The 19219-nt window shown below is 39.0% G+C and carries 20 protein-coding genes and 1 pseudogene; 6 read left to right on the top strand and 15 right to left on the bottom strand.

Annotated features, from left to right (window positions below; translation table 11 throughout):
- Complete coding sequence (locus NST80_RS00630) at positions 1-1194, bottom strand: thiolase family protein (RefSeq protein ID WP_342504654.1); 1194 nt, start codon at positions 1192-1194, stop codon at positions 1-3.
- A 34-nt stretch (positions 1195-1228) separates the two neighbouring features.
- Positions 1229-1753, bottom strand: coding sequence for an SDR family oxidoreductase (locus NST80_RS00625; RefSeq protein WP_342504614.1), 525 nt, complete (start codon positions 1751-1753; stop codon positions 1229-1231).
- A 156-nt stretch (positions 1754-1909) separates the two neighbouring features.
- Here NST80_RS00625 and NST80_RS00620 point away from each other — a divergent pair, with 156 nt between their 5' ends.
- Complete coding sequence (locus tag NST80_RS00620) at positions 1910-2272, top strand: MerR family transcriptional regulator (RefSeq protein WP_201061648.1); 363 nt, start codon at positions 1910-1912, stop codon at positions 2270-2272.
- Positions 2273-2925: 653 nt separating this feature from the next.
- On the opposite strand, the pseudogene NST80_RS00615 reads toward NST80_RS00620, so the two are convergent.
- Positions 2926-3216: pseudogene (locus NST80_RS00615) on the bottom strand (helix-turn-helix transcriptional regulator); the annotation flags it as partial.
- A 158-nt stretch (positions 3217-3374) separates the two neighbouring features.
- On the opposite strand from NST80_RS00615, the gene NST80_RS00610 reads away from it, so the two are divergent.
- The 5 genes from NST80_RS00610 to NST80_RS00590 all read left to right on the top strand — a co-directional run bounded on the left by NST80_RS00610 (position 3375) and on the right by NST80_RS00590 (position 7158).
- Entirely contained in the window at positions 3375-3818 is a 444-nt protein-coding gene (locus NST80_RS00610; protein WP_155124138.1) for a hypothetical protein, read from the top strand.
- A gap of 278 nt (positions 3819-4096) precedes the next feature.
- The gene (locus NST80_RS00605) at positions 4097-4519 is read left to right on the top strand and encodes a hypothetical protein (RefSeq protein WP_045768735.1); all 423 of its coding nucleotides are present in this window, start codon (positions 4097-4099) and stop codon (positions 4517-4519) included.
- A gap of 2 nt (positions 4520-4521) precedes the next feature.
- Complete coding sequence (locus tag NST80_RS00600; RefSeq protein WP_155124139.1) at positions 4522-5550, top strand: replication initiation factor domain-containing protein; 1029 nt, start codon at positions 4522-4524, stop codon at positions 5548-5550.
- A gap of 59 nt (positions 5551-5609) precedes the next feature.
- The gene (locus tag NST80_RS00595) at positions 5610-5870 is read left to right on the top strand and encodes a helix-turn-helix domain-containing protein (RefSeq protein WP_045768737.1); all 261 of its coding nucleotides are present in this window, start codon (positions 5610-5612) and stop codon (positions 5868-5870) included.
- A gap of 70 nt (positions 5871-5940) precedes the next feature.
- The gene (locus NST80_RS00590; RefSeq protein WP_045768738.1) at positions 5941-7158 is read left to right on the top strand and encodes a tyrosine-type recombinase/integrase; all 1218 of its coding nucleotides are present in this window, start codon (positions 5941-5943) and stop codon (positions 7156-7158) included.
- Positions 7159-7268: 110 nt separating this feature from the next.
- Here NST80_RS00590 and rpsI read toward each other — a convergent pair whose 3' ends face one another.
- From rpsI to pnp, 12 genes are all read right to left on the bottom strand, one after another.
- Positions 7269-7661, bottom strand: coding sequence for a 30S ribosomal protein S9 (gene rpsI / locus NST80_RS00585; RefSeq protein ID WP_002886375.1), 393 nt, complete (start codon positions 7659-7661; stop codon positions 7269-7271).
- Positions 7662-7688: 27 nt separating this feature from the next.
- On the bottom strand, positions 7689-8135 hold the full coding sequence (gene rplM, locus NST80_RS00580; RefSeq protein ID WP_002886374.1) for a 50S ribosomal protein L13: 447 nt from the start codon (positions 8133-8135) through the stop codon (positions 7689-7691).
- 249 nt (positions 8136-8384) lie between these two features.
- Positions 8385-8585 (bottom strand): helix-turn-helix transcriptional regulator, encoded by a 201-nt coding sequence (locus NST80_RS00575; RefSeq protein WP_002886373.1) that lies wholly within the window; start codon positions 8583-8585, stop codon positions 8385-8387.
- Between the two features lie 634 nt (positions 8586-9219).
- Positions 9220-10080: a DegV family protein gene (locus NST80_RS00570; protein WP_013989934.1), complete on the bottom strand. Its 861-nt coding sequence runs from the start codon at positions 10078-10080 to the stop codon at positions 9220-9222.
- An 8-nt stretch (positions 10081-10088) separates the two neighbouring features.
- Positions 10089-10604, bottom strand: coding sequence for an NYN domain-containing protein (locus tag NST80_RS00565; RefSeq protein ID WP_002886370.1), 516 nt, complete (start codon positions 10602-10604; stop codon positions 10089-10091).
- Between the two features lie 2 nt (positions 10605-10606).
- Positions 10607-11350 (bottom strand): 23S rRNA (guanosine(2251)-2'-O)-methyltransferase RlmB, encoded by a 744-nt coding sequence (rlmB, locus tag NST80_RS00560; RefSeq protein ID WP_002886369.1) that lies wholly within the window; start codon positions 11348-11350, stop codon positions 10607-10609.
- Positions 11351-11397: 47 nt separating this feature from the next.
- A complete protein-coding gene (locus NST80_RS00555; protein ID WP_002886368.1) occupies positions 11398-13065 on the bottom strand; it encodes a hypothetical protein in 1668 nt (555 codons plus the stop codon).
- A 287-nt stretch (positions 13066-13352) separates the two neighbouring features.
- On the bottom strand, positions 13353-13754 hold the full coding sequence (locus NST80_RS00550; protein WP_002886359.1) for a Mini-ribonuclease 3: 402 nt from the start codon (positions 13752-13754) through the stop codon (positions 13353-13355).
- The gene (gene cysS / locus NST80_RS00545; RefSeq protein ID WP_013989932.1) at positions 13747-15090 is read right to left on the bottom strand and encodes a cysteine--tRNA ligase; all 1344 of its coding nucleotides are present in this window, start codon (positions 15088-15090) and stop codon (positions 13747-13749) included. Before cysS ends, NST80_RS00550 begins: the two co-directional genes overlap by 8 nt.
- Positions 15091-15466: 376 nt before the next feature.
- Positions 15467-16087, bottom strand: a complete 621-nt coding sequence (gene cysE / locus NST80_RS00540; RefSeq protein ID WP_002886354.1) for a serine O-acetyltransferase — start codon at positions 16085-16087, stop codon at positions 15467-15469.
- Positions 16088-16172: 85 nt separating this feature from the next.
- Complete coding sequence (locus tag NST80_RS00535; protein WP_183138049.1) at positions 16173-16943, bottom strand: SseB family protein; 771 nt, start codon at positions 16941-16943, stop codon at positions 16173-16175.
- Positions 16940-19177 (bottom strand): polyribonucleotide nucleotidyltransferase, encoded by a 2238-nt coding sequence (gene pnp / locus NST80_RS00530; RefSeq protein WP_002886349.1) that lies wholly within the window; start codon positions 19175-19177, stop codon positions 16940-16942. Before pnp ends, NST80_RS00535 begins: the two co-directional genes overlap by 4 nt.
- Positions 19178-19219 lie beyond the last annotated feature (42 nt).

Raw genomic sequence — 19219 nt, 5'->3', positions numbered from 1 at the left:
TTACAGATTGCTATTTGCATTTTTTATAAGAGTCGCTGCTCCCATTCCGCCACCGATACACAGAGAAGCGATTCCATAATTTCCTTTATTTTCAATCAACTCATAAATTAGAGTAGTCAGTATTCTGCTTCCTGAAGCTCCAACTGGATGCCCTAAAGCAATGGCACCACCCTTAGGATTAACCTTATCCATATCATTGATTCCCAATTGTCTTATGCAAGCTATTGATTGTGCAGCAAATGCTTCATTCAATTCAAAGATATCAATATCAGTTATATCCATTTTTTGCTGAGTCAACAATTTCTTTACAGCAATTTCTGGTCCAATTCCCATTAATCGAGGTTCTAAACCTACTAACGAAGAATCTATCCATTCTGCTAAAGGAGTTAATTTGTAATCATAAAGAATTTTTTCTGAAACTAGCATAAGGATAGAAGCACCATCATTTATGCTTGACGAGTTTCCAGCTGTGACTACTCCTGACTCTTTAAAAGCACTTTTTAGTTTTGCTAATTTTTCAATACTTGTATCAGAGCGAATATTTTCATCAGTTACAATTAGATTCCTTCCTTTTCTATTATCTACTATAATATCAACAATTTCTTTTTTGAAGCCTCCATATTCTGTTGTATAAGTCGCCTTCTGATGACTTTCAACAGCATATTTATCCATTTCTCCCCTTGTAATAGAATATTTAGATGAAATGTTTTCTGCTGTCATTCCCATGTGATAATTTCCAATAGAATCAATAAGAGAATCTTTGAGCATGGAATCAATTAAAATACCATCTCCCATTTTGTATCCTACTCTTGCTTTATCTAGTAAGTATGGAGCATTAGACATACTCTCCATTCCTCCAACTAAAACAACTTCCGCTTGTCCTGACATAATAAGAGAAGCACCTAAATTAACACTTGACAAGCCTGAACCACACACATCATTAATGGTAATTGCTGGTATGGATTCTGGAAGTCCTGCTAAACGACTTGCTGTTCTAGCTGGATTTTGTCCTTGACCTGCCTGCAATACATTCCCTATCAATATTTGGTCAATTTTTTCTTTAGGTAATTTAGATTGTTTAAGTACTGCCGATATAACTTTTGCTCCTAGTTCTGAAGCTGAAAAAGTTGATAGGCTTCCTCCAAATTTACCTATAGGCGTCCTTTTAGCACCTACAATAAATATTCTTTTCATATTTGCCACTTCTTTTCTATTTGTAGAAACAAAATTACAAACCTGAGTACACACCATTGTCAACATTTATTGAAGTTCCTGTTATTATATTATTCTTTTCATCTGCTAAATATAATACAGCTCGTGCAACATCTTCTGGTTGAACTAATTTTAAGTGTGGGTCTGTCAGAAATTGTAACTCTTTTTTCCCAGAAGCTAAAATTTGATTAATTGTTTCTTTCCAAAGTAAAGATTGAACCGCTCCAGGATTTACTGCATTAACGGTAATATTTGTTTCTGCTAGCTCAAGCGATAAAGCTTTAGTAAAAGATAGCAATGCGGCATTAATCACTGAACCTACTATAAAAAACGGACTTGGCTGTTTCCCAAAGGTACCTACGATATTAATAATTCTACCATTATTTGCATTCTTCATGAGGGGAATAACTTCTCGAGATACCCTAATATATCCTATATCCCCTGCCACTCCATCAAGGGCTTTTATGACTTCATCACCAACTTCACCATCTATAGTCTTCAGATATTTCAAACCAATTTTTCGTCTTTCTTCCACTTCCATATGGTATTACCTCCTCTCCTAACTTTATATCAAATTCCTTTGATGCTATGTATTTTACATAGTAAAGTGCACTTTATGTCAAGAGAAAACTGAAATTTTTTTTTGATTTTTTTAAAAATTATGCTAAAATAATTAAAAAAAAGGAGGGGAAATATTATGGCTCACTATTCTATTGGAGAATTTGCTGAAAAAACTGGACTTTCTATCCCCACACTTCGATACTATGAGCAAGAAAAATTGATTTACTCACACAGAGAAGAAAATAATCGTAGATACTATGATGACTCTGATATAGCGTGGACTCAATTCATTATTAGATTAAAAAAGACGGGAATGTCTATTAAAAATATGCAAGAATACGCTGACCTAAGATATAAAGGAGACTCCACAATTCCTCAACGACTTAGACTACTATTTTTTCAACTTGATGAACTTCATAAGCAACAAACTGAAATTAACCAACATATTGATTTTCTTGAAAAGAAAATTAAAACTTATTTAGGTATTAATCCTAATTAGCACCATTATTATTTTCTTTATCCAAAAAAGGGATTGAAATTTTATTTTCAATCCCTTTTTATTATGCTATTTACTCTTATTTTCCTAAAAATTAATACAAATCAGCAAAAATAGAATTATTCATACTTATTTTTTTCATTTCCATTTTTAAGGTATTATCACTCACATCAGTCTTTACATTTTAATCTTCTTTAATTTAGTCATATAAATTAAAGAAGATTATTTAATTTACTCTCGTTTTCTAACAATAACTGTAGAGGTGATTTTTCACGGGCAATTTCATCACCATTCTCTGCTACAACGTATTTACCATTACCAATACTAGTCAATGGTTCCCCATCTTTATTAAGTATTGGTTTACCTTGAGTTAAATAAATCAGTTTGTCAATTATGGCTAACTCATCATCACTCATATACTGCAATCTAGATAATGCACTAGGTTCAAAAGCAAGTTCATAGTTACTTTCAATATCATCTTTATCTTCTGCCTCAACTAGCTTACCACTAGGAATATGTTTATAAAGCTGATGGTCGGTTTTGGGAGATATGATAGGGACTCTCTTTAATAGAAATGCTAAATTATTAATCGTATCACTAGTATAACCTTCTATACTATTATATTTTTCTATTTGATGAGCTAACTCATCAAAAGATTTAACTGCTTGTATGATATTATTAGCCTTTTCTGTGTATTCATCTGTTTTAAGAACAGCTTTTTCCAGTTCAATATCTTGACTTGTCCCAAAAAGTTGTACTGGTGTTGCTTTAAAAAAGTCCGCTATTTTATCTAAGGTCGCAAAAGTTGGATAGCTTTTGCTTTTTTCGTAATCAGAAATCGATTGTTTTCCAATATTTAGTTTTTCCGCCAATTCTGTCTGACTGATCCCTTTTTCCTTACGAAGTCGAGAAAGATTAAAAGCGAAATTATGAATCATATAAGTCATAGGTAGCTCCTTTGTTTTGGTTGTTATTTATTTTAACAATTTAAAACTTATTTTTCAACAAAATACTTGACATATAATAAAAAGGATATATAATATAGATATAAATAGTAAAAATAAGTTTTAAATATATAAAATAAATTTAAGTTAAAGGAGAATACATGACTAATTACTTTGACTATCATCAAACAATAAAACAAGTTTCAGGTTTAAATTCAGTCTCTACGCTAAAAAAGTGGCGTTTAAAGATTGAACACTTAACAGGACATACCTTTCAAGAAGATAGGATACAAACAGGGAAACGTTCTTATAGCAAAGTCTTCCTCTTTACCACTGATGATATTGAAAAGCTCCAACAAATTGCAGATACTAAAGGAAGTCTTGGACTTGATAGGGCAATCCTAAAAGCTTATGTCCCCAGTAGAGCTTCCCCTTTATCCATTAACCAAAAAATTAATCGCTTAACCTTTCAACTAAAGAAATTAAGTCAAAGAGTAACCAACTTAACACAACAGGAACAAGCATTAGCTATTCGTATGGAACAGTTAAGTGAACAGATTGAAAATTTGGAGAAATCAAGGAAGAAAAAGTTGTTTGGGAAGTGAGCACGGTACAGCACCAACGCTGTGGGCGAGTGGTCAACACGGTAGCCCACAAGGCGGTAGGGGCTCGAAACGGGCGAGACTTGCCATTAAAATAAGTGCCCCACTACTAATAGGGGGTACGAACGTACACGAAAGTAGGGCTAACCCCTTGATACGTCTGGGGTTAAAGCCAATCAGTTGAAGTTTTCGCTGAAATCCCTTGGGAGAGTAAGGTTCAAAACTAATTCTGCGTACGTTTAGAAAAGATAACTACTTTAAAAAACACAAAGGAGAATATGATGACAAACTTAACACTAACTGACACAACACTTAAACTTGGCGAATTGAACCTTGATAAAAGTCAATTCATGCTTCCTAAAAAAGTAGTGGTACTTTCTGCTCGTATGAGTTATAAGTATCAAGAGGTAAACGGCGAACAAGTCCGAACAGACGAACCATCCAAACTAGTTTGTAGCGTTCAAGATGCGGATAAAATCAAAGTGTTAAAAGAAATGAACATTGCCATTGAAGAACTCAAAGCGATTACGCTTGAAATTCATGACAACCTCGACAAAATCACGAAACTGGCAGAAAACGACGGTTTACTTGATAAGACCGTTGAACTCGTCAATCCTCAAGTCCGTCTCATGTGGAACATGACTCGTAGCAACTGGTCTGGTGTAAAACTAGTGGCAAATGACCTTAAAATGACTGGTGACTAAGCATGGACAACAGCGTAAGGATTGACTACTTCGCTGTAACCGTTAAAGATGTTTCACCAGAGGAGGTGTTAGAAGAGATACTCCTTATTCCCCAAGATCAGTTTGCACTGAATGCTTGGGGAATAAATAAGTATCAACGCCACTATGCCTGTTCAGACATCAAAGTTTACTTTAACCAAGCCTTAGATAATATGGGGGTCTATCTGGAACTAAAAGGACAAGGCTGTCGCCAATATGAGGAATTTATGGCGGGTAACGCTAACAACTGGGTAGCTCTAGTAACACGCCTTTACCGCTATCAGGTTAACTTTACCCGAATTGATATTGCTAATGACATCTACGATAATGCCTTATCGGTTCAAACTCTCTATGCTTACTGTAAACGGGGATTGTGTATCACCAGAGCCCAACACATGGACTATCACGAGCGGTCAGTCCTTGAAACAGGGGAACGGATTGGCGAGACCGTCACCATAGGCGCACGAGGAAGCCAACAATGGTGTGTTTATAACAAACTCATGGAACAAAAAGGAAAAGGTAAAGTCATTGATGAGACCCATTCTTGGGTCAGGGCGGAGCTCCGTTGTTGGCAAGGCAAAGCCAATATTATCGCCCAGCAAATGGTTCTTAAAAGACCTCTGACAGCCATTTACTTTGAGGCAATCAACGGACACTACCGCTTTGTCAGACCTAATGACAGGGATACCAACAAACGCAGACGTCAACCTGTTAAATGGTGGCTGGACTACCTCCAGACGAAAACTAAAACACGATTGAGTATTGAACGCACCAAGCCAACACTTAGACAATCGGAACAATGGACGGAAAAACAAGTCTCAAAGACCTTAGCCAAGCTCTATGTGGCTAAGTACGAGGCAACCACACTTGAAGAAGCTAACCAATTTCTCCAAGACCTCTTAAAATTGGGACTATCGAAATTTACTAACAGCGATGAAAAGGAGATTGACCAATATGTCCGTGAACACCAGAGTTCCGGGACTTGGGGCATACAAAAAGACGACTTGCCGTAAACAAATCGCCTTAGAAATAATAACTACTAACATTATATCATGAAAGGACAAAAGAGGCTATGCAAGTGATTTTACCAGACGAACAAATTCATCAGCTACAACTGTTAATTAGCCGACTTATAGAAAATGAAATAAAAAATAAATTGGATAGTAACAACATTGAAAGTCCATTCTTGAACAAGCAACAAGCTTGTAAGTATCTAGGAATTGCCAATAATACGCTTGATTCTTGGATAAAAAAGGGATTACCAGTTATTCGAGTTGGAAAAACTGTCCGCTTTGATAAAACCGAACTTAATTACTGGTTACAAAATCAGTAGCATTCTAACCGTGGTCTGATATAATGAAGCCACGGTATTTTTCTAGCTCAATTCAAAAAAGGAGAATACTATGTCAATTACAAAAACTAAAAACGGAACTTATCGCTTACGTATCTATGTCCCAGAAGAAGTCAAATCCTCATTGGGAATTAATAAAAAAGTGATTGAAAAACGTTTCAAACTAAGGAGTGAGGCTAAAAAATACGAACTTGAATTACAAAACAAGATTGATAAAATTTTAAGCGGAGAATCAACCTCATTGGAAACAAATGGCTCAATCCTCTTTTCCGATTTTTATCACAATGTTTGGTGGGAATCCTATAAAGCAGGTCAAACAACATCTACCACAAAACCACCTTCACAAGCTACTATTGACGGTACCGAAATTGTCTTTAGAAAACATATCCTACCCTTGCTTGGTAATTATTCCATTGATTTTCTCAATCAAAATAAACAGGTTATCTTGAATCTTTTAACACAAAAGGCAGAAGAATATGCAAACTTTAAAGTCATTAGAAGTTACGTTAATTCTATTTTTGATTGGGCTGAGGAATTGGAATATATCGAAACTAATCGTCTCTCTAAAACAATTAGCCGTATTAAGGCAACTAAAAAAATAAAACTACAAGAGAGTAAAAATGATGAAGATTTATATCTGTCACAATCAGAACTTCAAGCATGGTTCACCGCTTTTGAAGAAGATTTAGAAAACGACAAGCTACTATTCAAAGATTATGTGTTATTCTATACAACTTTTTTCTTAGGAGATAGGAAATCCGAAAGTTACGCTTTGCAATGGAAACACATTAACCTAAAGAAACAAGAAATTCAGTTAGTGAAAGCCTTGGACAAGTATAAAAATCCAAAATCAACTAAGGGAAATAAAAGGACAACTTTCCATATTCCTATTGAACTAACTGATTTACTCTGTGCTTGGAAAAAACAACAAAAATTGGAATTGGCAAAATTCAATATTATCCAATCTGATGAACAGTATGTTTTTACTTATATTGATACAAAAGGGAATGTTAATAGTCCCTTACACGCTGATTATCTTAATAATAAGATGAAGTCAGTCGAACGCCGTCATAAGGAACTAACACACGCCACACCTCATAAATTACGTCATACGGGTGCAACTCTTGCCAAACAATTTGGCACATCACTAGAGGACATTTCAGAAGCTCTAACGCATAGCGATACTCTCACAACTAAGACCTATGTCAACACTTCAAATGTCATACCAATGGCTGTTGGTGAAATTGCCTACCGTAACCTTAAAAAGTAATGGTGTGAATTTGGTGTGAAAAGTGGTGTGAATTTTGCCAAAAAAACATCAAAAAACACCCCATGGTGTGAAACATGAAGTGTTGATAAATGCTGTATTGTAGCCGTTTCTTAACGTTTTGAGAACTGGCTAGCTTTACGAGCTTTCTTAAGACCTGGTTTCTTACGTTCAACCATACGTGCATCACGAGTAAGAAGTCCAGCGCGTTTCAATGAATCGCGGAAGTCTGGATCTACTTGAAGAAGTGCACGAGCGATACCGTGACGGATCGCACCTGATTGACCAGCGTATCCACCACCTACAACGTTAACGTGTACGTCGTATGAACCTTCAGTTGAAGTAACTGCAAAAGGTTGGTTGATAACGAGACGAAGGTCTGCGTGTGGGATGTATTCTTCTACATCTTTTTTGTTAACAGTGATTTTACCAGTACCTGGAACCAAACGTACGCGTGCAACGGCGTTTTTACGGCGTCCTGTACCTGTATATTGTGCTTGTGCCATTATATTAGTGCTCCTTTCCTCTTAGAATTAGATAAGTCCTGAGATATCAAGTACTTCTGGTTGTTGTGCAGCGTGAGTGTGCTCACCGCCAACGAAGACTTTCAATTTCATACCTTGTGCGCGTCCAAGAGTGTTGTGTGGAAGCATACCTTTAACTGATTTTTCGATCAAACGAACAGCATTTTTAGAACGAAGTTCACCTGCTGAGATTTGTTTCAATCCACCTGGGTACATTGAGTGAGTGTAGTAGATCTTATCAGTTGCTTTTTTACCAGTCAATTTAACTTTTTCAGCATTGATAACGATTACGAAGTCACCTGTATCAGTGTGTGGTGTGAAAGTTGGTTTGTTTTTTCCGCGAAGTACGCTAGCAACTACTGCAGAAAGACGTCCAAGTGGCACATCAGTTGCGTCAACGACATACCATTTACGTTCAACTTGGCCTGGTTTAGCCATAAATGTTGTTTTGTTCATGATTTCTCCTATATATAGTTCGATTTTTGTTTACGAGTGATGGGTGTTCCTTCCCATCGAAAAGTATTTGGAAGGTTCCGGGGCCTTTCAAATGGGGTAAACAATACCGTTTAACATAATATCAAAAAAACACATCCAAGGCAAGTCATTTGGAGATGTTTTTCTTTTATTTTTTGTATTTTTTTAGTCTCTCATTTTATAAGGTGTAAGACTAGAAATCATGCCTAAATAACATCTAAAGAGTACAAACTAATCCTCAGATTCCCAAAAAAGCTGGTCTAAAGTTTTGTCCAGAGTTTTGCAGATAGCAATACACAGATTTATAGTAGGGTTATAATCACCTTTTTCAATAGCTGAGATGGTCTGACGAGAGACTCCTATAGCATCTGCCAAGCCTTGTTGAGTGAGATCCTTTGCTACACGAGCTGACTTCATTTTTAAATTTTTCATTCAAAAATCCTATTCTTCGTTTTCTAGTTCTTCCAAACGGTTCTTCTTGATTCTTTTAATGATAACCCAGCAGTCACAAATAAGAGTCAAACCCAATGTCAAAAATGCTACACTACTCATAAGATTCTTCCCTATCTTAAACGACTGAAATAGACTTAAAAGGCCCATTAGCGATATAAAAATTCCCAAAAGACACATTACCCAGGATAATATGAGCATCTTCTTCTCAAGTTTTTTGTCTAGCAACCATGGATGCCCATTACGTGATACGCTGTGAACTAATACTAGGCACATAGAACCAAAGAAAGTGATGATTAATAGTGACTGCACTAATTCGATGGAGTGGGTCTTACTAGCAACCATAATCGTTACAAATATACCAAGCATGGCTATCCAATAACCTCTAGCAGAAGATTCTCCGCTGATCAACTGAAGCACGCTCATCCATCGTGCTAGCTACTTTTTTCTGTGACTTTTTCATTTTGTTTCCTCCATTTTCTAGATTAATTATAGCATTATTTTACACTATGTCAAATATATCATTCATTTTGTATAGATTATCTTTTTATATTCTATTAATCTATCATTTCAGAAAACAAAAAAATCAGATAGGAAAGCCTATCTGACACTTTTTCTATCTAGCTTCTTTACCAATCGTAAAGACGGCTAAAGTATCCGGTCCGACGTGAGTAGAGATGACTGGCCCAAGTGGCATAATGAGAACTTGCTCAATGCCGTCAACTGCTAACAATTGTTCTTTTAGATTCTCCGCCGCTTCAATATCATTGGCATAAGCGACAATTGCTGTGCTATGTCCAATATCCTGGGTAGCTTGTAGGACCATTTCTTTAATGGCTTTTTTACGTCCACGGATTTTGGCCAGAGGAACCAACTTGCCTGAAGCGTCCAACCAAAGAAGGGGTTTGATATTAATCAAACTACCAATAATAGCTGAGCTTTTAGAAAGGCGACCCCCACGCATGAGATGGTAGAGATCATCAACTAAGAAATAGGTCCGTAAACGTGGCAGAATGTCCTCAATCATGGCTTTTGTTTCAGATAAGCTCTTACCTTGGTCACGAGCTTCTGCCGCCAAAATAGAAAGATAACCTTCCCCACCTGCTGCCGCCAGGGTATCTACAATCTCAATGATAGCTTCTGGGTATTCATCCAAAATCATGTCACGCGCCATAACAGCACTTTGATAAGTACCTGAAAGCACTGATGAGAAGGCAATATAGAGAAGAGCATCACCATTTTTAGCATGACGACGAAAAACCTCTTCAAATTGACCAACATTCACCTGGCTTGTGGTTGGCTGACTGCCTTCTTGCATACGTTCTAAGAGACGGTCACTCGTTAAACGGTTAGGGCCAACGGTCTCATAAGCAATATCATCAAGCGTGATGGTCAAACCAACGAGCTCTACCTTATTCTCCTGAGCCCATTTTTCATCTAGATCTGCTGTGGAATCTGTCAAAATATTAAATGTCATATATCCCTCTATTCTATTTCATTTAAAAGGTCCTGTAATTTCCCTAATTGTGCATCGTCCCAAGGACGTAGTTTTGGTGTCTTTAAGTCAATATGTGCCGACATCTTGTCTAGGTCAGACTTAACGGTATTGACACGCTCTTCCAACTCACGCGCCGAAACACGTAAAGCCCCTTGCGAAAAGATAGCCCACTGTTCATTTAAGTCACTAGTTGCCACTTCAACTAGATTTTGAACAGTATTCATCTCAGCCGCTGCGCGCTCAATATAGCTATCTGCTGTCTCATCTTCCTCAGTAAAAATAACACTGATACGATACTGATCATAACGCTGACGGCTCCCTGGAACAAACTGAGCATCAAATACACAGATAATATCAATATGTTCAAAGTTAGCATAATGATTAAGCTTACGAAGCAATGTTTCACGAGCTTGATCAAGCTGATTGGTCTTAAAAAGTTGACGGGTTTCTTGCCAAAAGGCAATCATATTATAACCATCAACTAGAAGTATTCTTTTTTTCATAGTTACAATCGGTTTCGATAAACTTCATACATGAGAACTGCAGCTGCCACACTGGCATTAAGGCTCTGCACATGACCACTCATAGGAATAGTAATCATCTCATCCACTTGCTTCTTGATGTTAGCAGAGATTCCCTTGCCTTCATTACCAATGATAAGGGCAACCTTCCCAGCTGTGTTCCATTTATGAGATGGTGTGCCATCCATATCTGTCCCAAATACCCAGAAGCCTGCTTCTTTAAGTTTATCAAGAGTTTGGCTAAGATTGGTCACTCGAGCAATGGGAATATGTTCCACTGCCCCTGTTGATGTCTTGGCAACGACAGGTGTTACCCCCACAGCACGATGCTTAGGAATAATAACTCCTGTCACCTGAGTAGCATCAGCTGTACGTAGGATAGAACCAAAGTTATGAGGATCGTTGAGTCCATCTAAAATGAGGACTAGAGGATTCTCCTCTTGTTCAGCCTTATCCATAATAACTGAGAGTTCAGAATAAGCGAACTCTGACACACGAAGAACAAAACCTTGATGCACAGCTCCACCTGTCATATCAGACAGGGTTTTCTTAGGTGTCCAAGAGATGGAAACCTTCTTTTCAGCTGCCAAAGCCTTAATAGCATCAACATTTTTCCCTCGAAGATCATCTTGAATATAGAGTTTATTACCAGTATTTGCTTCCAGACTCTCTGTTACGGCATGCACACCATAAACAATGTCTAGACTTGATTCTTTAGTTGTTTTCATAAGCTAATTCTATCATAAAAAAAGCCCTCTTACGAGGGCAAAGCATGTTAAATAAATGTAATTGCTGCTAGGTAAAGCACTAGAAGAACGAGAACAACAGTTGCAGCAGCCAAAGCTTGCTTACCAATTGTATCTGGATCTGAGATTGATTCTGCAATCTTTCTCGCAGCTTGAGTAATGGTTTTACCTGCTGCTTGGAAGATATCAATTGAACCTGTGCTTGTTGAACTATTTCCAGAAATCGCTGAAGACCAACCACTCAAAACCTCAGCAATTTGTTCTGCCAATTGCTGTGTTAGCGCTCTAGTTGTCTCAGCCAACTCATTAACAGCCGTAGCTTGTATATGATTGGCTGTTTCAGTGTAGCTATTTGCACTGGTATTATAAGTAACCGGTACAGTCGTTGTTGATGAATACTGATTCCTACGGTAACTATCAGGTGTCACTGGACGCTCACCTTCATTGAAGACACTGAAGGTTTGTGTCAGGTAATGAATATTGTTATTCGTATCAATCAACTCAAAGGTCATTTTATGAATACCAGTTGTTTGCTCTGCCAAATGGTAGGCACTCAAACCAGCATTGACCTCATCCAGAGTTCCTTCAACAAAGTAACTGTGATGAATTTGTTTGCCATCAAGGACTAGATTAAGGCCCTTAATCTTCTTACCTTCCATCTTGTTAACATCAAAGTTGACGTTAAAGATTTCACCACGTGCTAAATAAAGAATATCTGTATTCCCTGTAACAGCAGGTTGATCTTCAAGAAGCGCTCCAGTACTGTCTCGTTTTGGAACAACGGTATAAACTTCAGAAGTGATTGGAGTTGCTAAGATTTCTGAAGTAAGTCCATCCGTAAAGGTTACCTCTGACGAATAGGTCAAACTCTCACTTTGCAACATAGAAACCACTACAGAAGTTTCAAAGACCTCAGAAGTTGATGATGAATCTTTCCAGCCAACCGTAAGGACAGTTAAGCTATCTTCTGAATTATTATTTAACTGACTCGTTTCTGGAGCCGTAGATGCAAGAGAGCTTGCAGTGCTTGCAGACTCAGAAGCGACTTCAGAAGTTGCAATAGCTTGGCTAGTAGGAGTCGCACTTACAGATGTCGTATGAGAATCCAGTGAAGAATACTCTGATTTTTCTATAACTGCATGTGTATTTCCAGCAAGTTCAGATGTGTATAGTGTGCTTTCACTCTTATACATTGAAGTCACAGCTTGAGACTCTGCAGTCGCTGTAGCCTCATGAGACTTATCATAAGTAAGCACAATATTTGGTTTTGCTTGTTCAGAATCAGATGTTGGGTTTGCATCTCCTCGTTCAGATGCCGCTACTGATCGATCCTCACCAAAAGCCTGGGCACGAGCCTCTTCTGAATGAGGTGTCGTCGTAGAAACACTAGTCTCCACGATATCAACTTGAGAATGTACCTCAAGAAGCCCCTCATCTGTCTCACTTGAAGAGACAACCATCAGTGACGTTGAGGTCACTACTGAACTTACTTGACTCGCTGACTCTGCCTTAGCTCCTACTGAAGAAAAATCAGCCTGAGGAGCAACTGGAGCCGGTGCCTCACTATTAACATAATCTATTTTAGCTTCATCAGGTTTTACCTGAACTTCATCTGCTTTACCTGTTTGAAGCGTAAAGCTAGATAAAATCAAAGCAGCAAAAGTTGTATAGAAAACTTTTTTCTTAGCTATTTCCATTCACCTCCTCATTTTTTAGATGGCCTCATTTACTAATATTATAGACTTTTTTTTTACTTTCTGTCAAATTAGTTTTATTAAAAAACGCTATTATATCGGGGTTTTACACGTGTCAGACATCCCTTAACTTTCTCATTTTCAAGGTGCTAAATATTAGTTTCATCTTATTTTTTATTGTCAAGACGCCGAATTACTTTGATTATCAAATAATCTAAATTTTGAAACTCTGGCTAACTGTTACAATTTTTATAGCCTTTAAACAAAAAATCCTGCTCTCGGCAGAATTTTTAGATTTCTTTTTCAACTTCGTCAATACACCAAGCAATCAGTTCCTCTAAGCGAGCGATATCCTCTGTCATATGAAGATAGCCCATGACTGCTTCGAAGCCTGTTGACATTTTATAGGTAATAACATCTGTATTTTTAGCCTTGGTATGGCTATTCGCATTACGACCTCGTTTATAGATGTCTAGCTCTTTTTCAGTCAAAAGCTCTTGCTCCAGCATTTTTTCAATGAGACTAGCCTGGGCCTTAGCTGAAACATAGCGTGTAGCTAGACGGTGCAGTTGGTTTGGCTTGGTCTGACCTTGAAAAATCAGGTGACGGCGAATGTACAAGGAATAAACAGCATCTCCCTCAAAAGCGAGAGCAATACCATTAATAAGGTTGACATCAAGATGTTTAGTCACGTGTCCACCTCACGCCCTCCTTGGTATCAAGAAGTTTGATACCTTGAGCAGCTAACTCATCACGAATGCGGTCTGCTGTCGCAAAGTCCTTGTTGGCACGCGCCGCTTGACGCTCTTCAATGAGTTTTTCGATATCTTCATCAAGGACTTCTTCTTCGAAAACAATACCGAAGACTTGGAGCATTTTTTCAAAAGCATCCTTAACGGTTTGATCATAATTGCCTGAATTAATCCATTTAGCCATGTCAAACAGAACAGTCACTCCGTTTGCCGTATTAAAATCATCATCCATAGCTTCTTGGAAGGCGTCAAGATAAGTTTGCAACTCAGCTTGATTCACCTGTTCTGTCAACGGAAGACTGTGGGTATTTTTCAAATACTTAAGATTGACTTCAGCATCATGGATAGCTTTTTCTGTAAAGTTAATTGGTTTACGATACTGTTGTGTTGCTAGGAAGAAGCGAAGCACTTGACCATCAACCGTTTGAAGCATATCATGAACGGTCACGAAGTTACCCAAGGATTTTGACATTTTTTCATTATCCACATTGACAAAACCATTATGCATCCAGTAGTTAGCAAAGGTCTTGCCAGTTTTGGCTTCGGATTGGGCAATTTCATTGGTATGGTGTGGAAACTCAAGGTCTGCCCCTCCACCATGAATATCGATAGTATCTCCAAGGATTTCAGTCGCCATAACAGAACATTCGATGTGCCAACCAGGACGACCAGGTCCCCATGGGCTATCCCAAGAAACTTCTCCCTCTTTAGCAGCTTTCCAAAGGGCAAAATCTAGAGGATTTTCCTTACGTTCTGTTTCAGCATCCGTACGTCCGCTTGCACCAATTTCAAGATCTTCCAAGGTCTTGTTAGCCAATTTAGCATAGTTGTTTGACTTAGCTACTCGGAAGTAAACATCACCTTCAGAGACATAGGCAAATCCTTTGTCAACCAAGGTTGACACGAATGCAATGATTTCATCCATGTAGTTAATAACACGTGGATTTTGTGTCGCTGGTTTGATGCCAAGTTGTCCGGTATCTTCCATAAAGGCCGCGATAAACTTGTCCGACAATTCCTTAGTTGAAATACCAGCTTCATTGGCTGCCTTGATGATCTTATCATCTACATCCGTAAAGTTGGAAATATAGTTGACTGTGTAGCCACAATACTCAAAATAACGACGAATAGTATCAAAAGCTACTGCTGAACGGGCATTTCCGATATGAATGTAATTGTAAACTGTTGGTCCGCAGACATACATATTGACAACATTTTCTGTCAAAGGTACAAAATCACGGAGCGAACGCGTCATCGTATCATAAATTTTAATCACTAGAGATTCCTTTCAATTAACTGGAAACTATTTTTTATCTTTGATATGGTTTAGGTACAAACACAAGAGTATAACGAGAATGATAATCCAAATAGCCGCATCTAGCTGACCTTGAGCTAAGAGAGACATAGCTGAAAGAAAACTCCCAACTATATAGAAGACCAAAAAAGGATTGTCCTTGAAGAATTTTTTCATTACTCAAATCTCACTTGTGTCGTTGCTTAAAAACAAGACCGGCCCATAACAGAGCAATGCAAAACCATAAGGCGGCCATACTATAGTCTGCTCTATGTAAAGCAATGTAAACAAGAGCAAGAGGACCCACAACCGTCAATCGAGTCACCTTTGAACTAAAGAGTTTCATCGTTTCCTTTCCTTATAGACGTGATGAATGAAAGCTAGCTGCTTTTAGAAGGTCTTCTAGCTTTTCGCTATAGTATTCACGACCTTCTTCAATATCGTGGATAACTTCTTCATCCTTTTGACCATGAACACGCACAACCTTAGCAGGAACACCAACGACTGTAACATCTTCTGGGACATCCGCAACAACCACAGCTGCCGCACCGACCTTAGCATTCTTTCCAATCTCAATAGGGCCTATGACCTGAGCATGAGCTGAAACCAAGGCACCCTCACGAACAGTTGGGTGACGTTTTCCCACATCTTTACCAGTACCACCTAAAGTGACACCGTGGTAAAGCATAGCACCCTTCTCCACAACAGCTGTCTCACCAATAACAAGGCCAGAGCCATGGTCAATGAAGACACCTTCAGCAATCTGAGCCCCTGGGTGAATCTCAATTTGAGTCCAAAAGCGCCAAAACTGACTATGCATACGCGCTAAGAGTCGACAATGGTGGCGCCAGAGAAAATGTGAGATACGATGAGCAGCCAAGGCTTTTAAGCCAGGGTAGGTTAAAAGAACCTCTAGACTCGTCCGAGCTGCCGGGTCATTTTTCTTTACTATATCAATACTTTCTTTCCACCAACCCATTTAGGTCACTCCTTACATCATTATTGTTATTATTGTTTGCTGTGGCCCTATTATTATTTAAAGTGGAAAGCTACCAACACTAGGTCTACTCGCTATCCCCTTCAAAATAAGACCAGTCGACTAACTCAGGCTGCTCATCAAACGGATTGATGACAATACCTTGAACCTTATCCAACTCATTTTCACCTGTTGAAGGCTGGTAAATTTCTGACAGTGGCCACTGTAAAATCGTCCCTTTAGCCTTACGGAAAGGTAGACCAAAAGTCTCGTTACCGTACCATTTTGCAAAGCTCGTTAAGTTCGTAAACACAGGCACATAACTTTGTCCCTCTGCATTCGACATGGTCGCAAAGAAACGGCCATCCTGGCCATCTTCCTCGCGTTTGTGAATGAAGGCTGGAACAAGATAAATCTTATCTTTAGGAGCTGCCTTTTGATTTTCCTCACCCAAAAGATTATTAAGGGTCTGAGTGAAATAGTTGATAAACTGGATGAGTTCACTGCTTGCAAAAAGAGTAGTATTCGAGAAATCACCATCCTCTTTTAAATTGAAAGCAAGACCAAAAAGCTCTGCCTGAACAAGTTGTGTTAAAACATCTAAGCTCGAACGTTCTACCCAAGTTTGTTCTCGAGCACTCTCTTGAGTAGCTTTGAAAGATTGTAGGTCCTGTTCATTGGTGAAGACAGGAACAACCTTCTTTCCTTCCACTTCAACTGCGTAGAGGTCTTGGGCAGCCAAGACGGGAGTACGTTGTAGGTGATTAACCAAAGCCAGACTAGTCAAAAAGTGGTCTGGTTCCTTTAAAAATTCTTTTAGAGTTTCATCAAAAGCTTGCAATTCTTGATTTTCTGTCATTCTTCTGTCTGTTCTTTCGTTTCTGATTTATCAGGATTTTTCGGTGTTTCACCACTTTCATTATGGTGGCGTGGTTTATGACGAGAACGACGGCGATGTCGCTGCTCTCCTCCATTTTCCCCTTCCTCAAGTTTTTCAGGCTTAGGAAGCAAGGCCTTGATTGAGGCATCGATACGTCCTTTTTCATCGATTTTGATAATCTTAACAGTTACCGTACCCCCAACTTTAACCACATCTTCGACATGCTCAGTACGTTCCCAAGCTAGTTCTGAGATGTGGATGAGAGCATCTGTCTTATTGAAAAGGTGGACGAAGGCACCGAACTTTTCAATACGCACAACGGGTACAGTGTAAACTTCTCCAACCTTAGCTTCACGTACAAGATCAGAGATGATAGTTTTAGCACGGTTAATGGCATCCTGATCACTAGAGAAAATCTGAACAAGACCTTCTTCATCAATATCAATAGTGACACCAGTCTCAGCGATAATCTTGTCAATAGTTTCGCCACCTTTACCGATGACAACCTTGATCTTGTCAACAGGAATCTGAATACTGTCAATCTTAGGTGCTGTTGGTGCCAATTCTGGACGTGGCTCAGCGATTGCTGACTCAATAACATCAAGAATTTCAAAACGAGCTACCTTTGCCTGAACCAAAGCCTCTTCGAGAATGGCCGGTGTAATACCCGAAATCTTAATATCCATCTGAAGAGCTGTAATTCCTTGACGTGTACCAGCTACCTTAAAGTCCATATCTCCAAAATGATCTTCCAAACCTTGAATATCAGTTAGGACAGTGTAGTTAGTACCATCTGAGATAAGTCCCATGGCAATACCTGCAACAGGTGCCTTAATCGGTACACCACCAGCCATAAGCGCCAAGGTTCCTGCACAAATAGAAGCTTGTGATGAAGAACCATTTGACTCCAAGACTTCGGCTACCAAACGGATCGCATAAGGGAACTCTTCAACACTTGGGAGAACCTGAGCAAGGGCACGTTCACCCAAGGCTCCGTGACCAATTTCACGTCGACCTGGTGCACCATAACGCCCTGTCTCACCCACTGAATACTGAGGAAAATTATAGTGGTGAAGGAAACGTTTCTTATACTCTGGATCCAAACCATCAACAAGTTGTGTATCACTCATAGGTGCCAAAGTCAAAACTGACAAGGCTTGAGTTTGACCACGTGTAAAGAGACCTGAACCATGAACCTTAGGAAGAAAGTCAATCTCTGCGTCCAAAGGACGGATTTCATCCACACGACGACCATCTGGACGAACCTTGTCTTCTGTAATCAAACGACGCACTTCAGCATGTTCCATCTGCTCAAGGATTTCTGCTACATCACGCAGAATAGTTTCCTTATCCTCATCTTCCGCAAAGCGTTCTTGATAAGAAGCGAGGACCTCTTCTTTTACAGCCTGGGTTGCTGCTTCACGCGCCAGTTTTTCTTCCACCTGAACAGCCTTAGCTAATTGATCATAATAAGCTGTTTCGATTTCGACTTTCAAATCAGCATCAACTTGTAGAAGTTCAACCTCAGCCTTTTCCTTGCCAACAGCTGCAACGATATAATTTTGGAAATCAACCAACTCTTGAATAGCCTCATGTCCCTTCAAGAGTGCTTGCAACATAATATCCTCAGACAATTCCTGGGCACCTGACTCTACCATATTGATAGCTTCCTTGGTACCTGCCACTGTCAAATCTAAAAGTGAAACTTCCTTATCCGCTGCACTTGGGTTGATGATGAAATCTTCTGCAGCATAGGCCACTTGAACCCCAGCAATCGGACCATTGAAAGGAATATCAGAGATAGAAAGAGCTAAAGAACTCCCAAACATAGCCGCCATCGGAGCACTAGCATTCTCATCATAAGAGAGGACGGTGTTAATGACTTGAACTTCGTTACGAAAGCCCTCCGCAAACATAGGACGAATAGGACGGTCAATAAGGCGAGCAGTCAAAGTGGCATCTGTTGAAGGACGACCCTCACGCTTATTAAAGCCACCCGGGAACTTACCAGCTGCATACATTTTTTCCTCATAATTAACCTGTAAAGGAAAGAAATCTGCAGTTGCCATCTTTTTAGACATAACAGCTGTTGATAATACAGTTGTATCTCCATAACGCACGACGACAGCACCATTAGCCTGCTTGGCTACCTGCCCAACTTCAACGACAAGCGGGCGTCCTGCAAAGGTCATCTCAAAAGTTTGTTTAGCCATGTTTGATCCCTCTTTTTATCCATGACCAGCCCTTAAAAAAAC

It is taken from the genome of Streptococcus sp. FSL K6-1323 (genome assembly GCF_038630745.1).
Taxonomy (GTDB): domain Bacteria; phylum Bacillota; class Bacilli; order Lactobacillales; family Streptococcaceae; genus Streptococcus; species Streptococcus salivarius_D.
This window is presented reverse-complemented; position numbering and strand designations above follow the sequence as displayed.